Source organism: Bacteroidota bacterium, assembly GCA_018831055.1.
GTDB lineage: Bacteria > Bacteroidota > Bacteroidia > Bacteroidales > B18-G4 > M55B132.
This window is the reverse complement of record JAHJRE010000278.1, coordinates 1-3231: the sequence shown is the minus strand read 5'-3', so window position 1 is coordinate 3231 and position 3231 is coordinate 1. Positions and strand designations below refer to the sequence as shown.

The window sequence follows — 3231 nt, the reverse complement described above, 5'->3', positions numbered from 1 at the left end:
CCCCACGGCCCCCAGCCGGGCAGGACCGAGGCCTCGATCGGAGCCAAAGGCACCAATGAATATGCCGTTATGGTCGATACCTACACCCCGCTCTATCCGACCGTAAACGTCAGGGAGACCATCGATAAGGAATACGCCCGCTCCTGGCTGGAGAAGAAGTAGCCGACGGAGCCGCTGCAAATGGCTGATTCTGCTGGTCAACGGGGATGAAATTGACAATATTACCGGTTGACCAACGCGACCGATTATCAGCCATTTGGCAAAAGGATCAGTATATGATTTACATACCGGAATACGTCAAAGCGCTCCAGCCGTACAAGGCGGGCAAGCCGATTTGCGAACTACAGCGCGAAAAGGGGCTCAGCCGCATCATCAAGCTGGCTTCCAACGAAAACCCGCTCGGCCCGTCGCCCAAAGCGATGGAGGCGATCCGCGCCGCCGTAACCGACATCCATCGCTACCCCGATCCGGCGGCGTGGGAACTGGTGCAGGCGATCAGCCGCAAGTATAACATCCAACCGCAGCATATCGTGTGCGGCCACGGTACCGATGCCCTGCTCGGCTATGCTATCGGCGCCTTTTCCGAACCGGGCGACGAGCTCCTCACCTGCGAGGGGACCTTTATCGGGATTTATGTCAGCACCAAAAAGCAGGGGCGTATTTTACGCACCGTGCCGCTGAAAGACTACGGGTTTGATCTTGACGGCATCATCAAGGCGATCACGCCCAAGACCCGCATCATCTTTATCGCAAATCCGAACAATCCGACCGGCACGATGATCGGGAAGAAGGAGTTCGAGAGCTTTATGGAGCGGGTGCCGTCCGATGTTCTTGTTATTCTCGATGAAGCCTATTACACCTACGCCGGCATTTTTCCCGACTACCCCCAGGGCGTGTCGTACTGGTATGACAATATGGTCGTCACCCGCACGCTGTCGAAGGCCTACGGTCTCGGCGGACTGCGGGTCGGATTCGCGGTCGGCCCCGATCACGTTATCGAAGCCATTTTCAAAGTGCGTTACACGTTCGAACCGCATCATCTGGCGCAGGTGGCCGCCACGGCCGCGCTCGATGACGATGAATTCCTCGAACGTACGGTCAGGACTAACACCGCCTCGCTGGCCCGCATGAAGGCGCGTTTCGAGGCACTCGGCATAGAACAGGTAAGGACGGCGGCCAATTTCATTCTCGCACTCATGCCGTCGCAACAATTTGCCGCCGATTTCTATCTTCGTTGTCTCGATCAGGGTCTGATTCTCCGCCATGTTGCGTCCTATGGCGTGCCCAACGGCATCCGGATCAACTCCGGCACCGAGGAAGAAACGACTATCGCTCTCGACATTATCGAACAGGTCTGGCGCGAGCTGAACGCCGAAAACGGCCGCACGATTCCGGCCATTTCGAAAAAGGAAATGTCTCTATGAAGCTTGTATCATTTCGAACCGCCGACGATAATGAACGACTCGGATTGTATCACAACGAAAACGTCTACGATTTACACGACGGGGCCAAGGCGCTCGGGCTTTCGCTGCCGCCGACCATGAATGGGTTTCTGTGGCAGGGTGATAAGGCGATGGATCTCGCGCGCAAGGTGCAGGAAGCCGCCGCCGCCGACAAGATCAAGGCGCTCGATTCCAAGAACCTCACCATGCTCCCGCCGGTGCCTCATCCGGCAAGCTGCCGCGACGCATATGCGTTCCGTCAGCATGTCGCCACCGCGCGGCGCAATCGCGGCGTGGCGATGATTCCCGAATTCGACCAGTTCCCGATCTTTTATTTTACGAATCACAACGCCATCATTGGCGCGGGCGATCTTCTGGTTGAGGCCGACCATTTGCATAAACTCGACTTCGAACTCGAAGTGGCCGCCGTTATCGGGCGCAAGGGTCGCAATGTGCAATCCAAGGACGCCGACGCCTATATCGCCGGCTACACGATTATGAACGACTTTTCGGCTCGCGTCCTTCAGATGGAAGAGATGAAACTCAATCTCGGGCCGGCCAAGGGCAAGGATTTCGCCACGGCGATTGGGCCGTGGCTCGTCACGGTTGACGAACTCGCCGATCGTCGCATCAAGACCGAATTCGGCGATAAGTACGATCTCCGCATGACCGCCTGCCACAACGACAACCATATCTCCGATGGCAACATGAAGGATATGAACTGGACCTTCGCCGAGATCATCGAACGCTGCGCTTATGGCGCCGACATTTTCCCCGGCGACGTCATCGGCTCCGGTACGGTCGGCACCGGCTGCTATCTCGAACTGAACGGCAGCTGGTCGTTGGAGGCCAAGGAACGTCGCGAGGAGTTCACGCCGGTCTGGCTTGAAGACGGCGACACGATCGAATTGGGGATAGAAGGACTCGGCAGCCTGCGCAATCGGATTGTCCGCAACAAACAGGACTACTCGATTCTGGCGAAGAAGAAGTTGGTGGAGGAGCCGGTATCATGACTCCGCGCGGCCCAAAAGTGAAACTGCACTTCGAACCGAAGGATATTCCGATCCAACAAGTGCACCAGTACTTGTTAGGCGGAGTTCAGCCGCGTCCGATTGCACTGGTGTCGACACTCTCGGCCGAAGGTTATCCGAACCTCTCCCCCTTTTCGTTTTTTAACGCGTTCGGCGCCAACCCGCCGATTGTCGCTTTCTCCCCCTCGCGTCGGGGCCGCGACGGCACCGTCAAGGACACCTATAACAACCTTGTAGCGACAAAAGAGTGTGTCATTCAGGCAGTCCCGTTTGCGATGGTGCAGCAGGTCTCGCTCGCGTCGACCGAGTATCCCGCCGGTGTCGATGAGTTTGTCAAGGCGGGGTTTACGCCTGAGCCGTCCGACCTGGTCAAACCGGCCCGAGTGAAAGAGTCGCCGTTCCAAATGGAGTGTATCCTCAAGCAGATGGTCGATCTCGGCGGTCTGCCGGCATCGGGTAATCTCGCAATCTGCGAGGTGGTCAAGTTCCATATCGCCGAGGACATCATTGTCGACAACATCATTCACCCCGACTTGATCGATCTGGTTGGCCGCCAGAGCGCCAATTACTACACCCGCGCCAGCGGCGACTCGGTTTTCGAGGTCGCCAAGCCGCTCGCCCGCACCGGTATCGGCTTTGACAATCTTCCCAAGTTTATCGTGCACTCTCATATTCTCAGCGCCAATAACCTCGCGCAACTCGCCAACTCCGAACAGATCCCCGACGCGAACCAAGCCCGCAAAGAAGTCGAAACGCTT

General features: G+C 57.4%; 3 protein-coding genes. All 3 read left to right on the top strand.

The window, feature by feature from the left end:
• Nucleotides 1–275: 275 nt before the first annotated feature.
• The gene (locus KKA81_16525) at nucleotides 276–1424 is read left to right on the top strand and encodes a histidinol-phosphate transaminase (protein MBU2652532.1); all 1149 of its coding nucleotides are present in this window, start codon (nucleotides 276–278) and stop codon (nucleotides 1422–1424) included.
• Nucleotides 1421–2455: a fumarylacetoacetate hydrolase family protein gene (locus KKA81_16520; GenBank protein ID MBU2652531.1), complete on the top strand. Its 1035-nt coding sequence runs from the start codon at nucleotides 1421–1423 to the stop codon at nucleotides 2453–2455. The genes KKA81_16525 and KKA81_16520 overlap by 4 nt, the downstream gene beginning before the upstream one ends.
• 17 nt (nucleotides 2456–2472) lie before the next feature.
• Nucleotides 2473–3231, top strand: a 759-nt coding sequence (locus tag KKA81_16515) for a flavin reductase family protein (protein ID MBU2652530.1), incomplete at its 3' end; no start/stop codon positions are given.

Bases quoted from the DNA above. Each gene is read 5' to 3' on its own strand.
- KKA81_16525 (MBU2652532.1), top strand. From the start codon at position 276: ATGATTTACATACCGGAATACGTCAAAGCGCTCCAGCCGTACAAGGCG.
- KKA81_16520 (MBU2652531.1), top strand. From the start codon at position 1,421: ATGAAGCTTGTATCATTTCGAACCGCCGACGATAATGAACGACTCGGA.